This is a genomic window from Aliivibrio sp. SR45-2, from assembly GCF_963890165.1.
Lineage (GTDB): Bacteria > Pseudomonadota > Gammaproteobacteria > Enterobacterales > Vibrionaceae > Aliivibrio > Aliivibrio salmonicida.
In genome coordinates this window covers 1-2464 of sequence record NZ_CAWPRC010000029.1, presented here as the reverse complement: position 1 = coordinate 2464, position 2464 = coordinate 1, and the positions used below count along the sequence as shown (strand labels likewise).

Annotated in this window: 2 protein-coding genes and 1 pseudogene; all 3 read right to left on the bottom strand. The window is 38.2% G+C overall.

Annotation, left to right across the window (positions count from 1 at the left end; translation table 11 throughout):
• Nucleotides 1–80 (bottom strand): annotated as a pseudogene (locus AACV33_RS01480) (type II toxin-antitoxin system prevent-host-death family antitoxin); the annotation flags it as partial.
• 806 nt (nucleotides 81–886) lie between these two features.
• Nucleotides 887–1183, bottom strand: coding sequence for a hypothetical protein (locus tag AACV33_RS01475; RefSeq protein WP_182700686.1), 297 nt, complete (start codon nucleotides 1181–1183; stop codon nucleotides 887–889).
• A 195-nt stretch (nucleotides 1184–1378) separates the two neighbouring features.
• Nucleotides 1379–1783, bottom strand: coding sequence for a GFA family protein (locus tag AACV33_RS01470; protein ID WP_026025548.1), 405 nt, complete (start codon nucleotides 1781–1783; stop codon nucleotides 1379–1381).
• Nucleotides 1784–2464 lie beyond the last annotated feature (681 nt).

Genomic DNA, 2464 nt, shown 5'->3' with positions numbered 1-2464 from the left:
GTGCAGTCAGCATCATTAACTACGCCATCAAGAACAGATTTAAGACCATTTCGAGCTTCAGTAAAAGAAACTATACGCATAATTACCTCTTTGTTGAGTTGTACTTAATATTGAACAAGTCTAACTCATTAAAATTGAAATGTACAATATATTGCACAGATAACAAAGAAGCAGTTAACGCTGGCATAACACGTTTATAACCATGCAAACCAACCTGAATTAACCACCTTAATCACAAAACCCAAGGCAAACCCAGAACGCCGAATGTAATAAATCGTGTTGATGCGATTGTTGTGCGTGCTTACTTTCGGCTTGGCCAACTTGGTAAAGAACTGCCATGCCAAGATTTCCTTAGCCCTGATTCTAATTTACCGATGCTAATTAAGCGAACAAAATGTTCTTAAATTGCGAGATAAGTAAATGGAAAACAGATACATTTTTTACGTCATTTGAACGGCTTGGTTTCAGCTAATTTGGAACTGATAAACCAAATATCCTTGCCACAGCTAGGATTGAAAATGCTACGAGGAAAACACTGATACAGACTAAAATGAGGCATAACCAAAGAACAATTGAAGCGTAAAAATGCCTCTGAAACGCCTGAAGTTAGGAAAATAAGGGCTAATTTGCCGAACCTGACGATAACGAAAGCAAAAAGGAAACAAAGAAGAAAGGAACGCTTACTAAGCCAAAACTACGAAAGCCGCGATCCTTTTTATGATCCGTGCAAAAAATTTCGGACTCAGTACGCACAACGCCTGCATAACACGTTTGCGACGATGCAGACTTAGCTGAATTTTACTGCCTTAATCACTGAAACTAAAGGCAAACTGACAACGCCGAGTGTAGCAAATCGTGTTGATGCATTTGTTATACCCGTTTTACATTATGGCAAAACTGTTAATTCCTCTTCGGGTTCTTGAAGGTTTTCAGCTAACCCTACTTCTCCCGCGATAAAAGCCATATTACCTAGAAATGACAACGTTTGGTTTCGATTACGTTCAGGAAAATCTCCGGCACGAGCAACACTATCGGGTTTAGTGGTATTTTTACAAAGCATGCTGTAACAAGCGATTTCACCTTCCAAGGGGGCATTATTCACTTCAAGATTATTTAACCGGACATCGATTTCAGCTAAACATAAACCACTCCAAAAAACCAACGTCATAAATAAATATTTCATATATATCCCCACAAATAAATCACCAGTACATATACTGACTATAATATACATGAAATGTTCAATTCAAGGGTATAACGCCGCCATAACACGTGCTGACGACTTACTTTCCAAACCAATTATACTTCAAACCAAAAACGCCGAATGTTATAAGCATCGTGTTGATGGCTTTGTTATGCGCGCTCTATCAGTTACCCACTATTTTACTGGACCTTTATCAAATTGCTTAAGACCATCATTAATATCAAACCAAGGCGCTTTTGAAGCAACAAAGATATGAAAGTTAGGTTTATGCGTTGGTGTGCTATCCAGAATACCTAAACGAATATTATGTTTACCACCGGTGATTTTTCTAGAAAATAAGCTTGAACCGCAACACTTACAAAATGCTAATTCTGTTTCCTCACTTTTTGAGTAAATGGAAACAAACTCCTCACCTTTTGTAAAAGCAAATTTTGACGATGAAATCCCACCAACTGATGAGTAATCCGAACCAGTAAATTTACGACACTCAGAGCAATGACAATTTCCCATATAATCAAAATCATCTGGGACTTCAATTCCAATTTTTCCACATAGACATGAGCCAGTTAACATTTCCATTTTTCCTCCTAAGCGCATAACGCTGGCATAACACGTTTATTACCATGCAGACCAACCTGAATTTTACCGCCTTAATCACTAAACCTAAGACAAACCCAGAACGCCGAATGTAATAAATCGTGTTGATGCGATTGTTGTGCGTGCTTACTTTCGGCTTGGCCAACTTGGTAAAGAACTGCCCTGCCAAAATTTTCTAAGCCCTGATTCTAATTTACCGATAGTAATTAAGCGAACAAAATGTTCTTAAATTGCGAGATAAAATAAATGGAAACTAATACATTTCTTACACCATTTGAACGGTTTGGTTTCAACAAGTTTGGAACTGATAAACCAAATATTCTTGCCACAACTGGGATTGGAAATGCTGCGAGGAAAACACTGATGCAGACTAAAATGAGGCATAACCAAAGAACAATTGAAGCGTAAAATAGCTTCTGAAACGCCTGAACTTATGGAAATAATGACTAATTTGCCGAACTTGATGATACGAAAACCAAAAGGCAACAAAGAAGAAAGGAACGCTTACTAAGCCGAAACTACGAAAGCCGCGATCCTTTTGATGAACCGTGCAAAAAATTTCGGACTCAGTACGCACAACGCCTGCATAACACGTTTGCTACGATACAGACTTAGCTGAATTTTAACGCCTTAATCACTGAAACTAAAGGCAAACTGACAACG

What these genes read in the sequence shown, in the direction of transcription:
- AACV33_RS01470 (WP_026025548.1), bottom strand. Translation starts at nt 1,783, where the DNA reads ATGGAAATGTTAACTGGCTCATGTCTATGTGGAAAAATTGGAATTGAA.
- AACV33_RS01475 (WP_182700686.1), bottom strand. Translation starts at nt 1,183, where the DNA reads ATGAAATATTTATTTATGACGTTGGTTTTTTGGAGTGGTTTATGTTTA.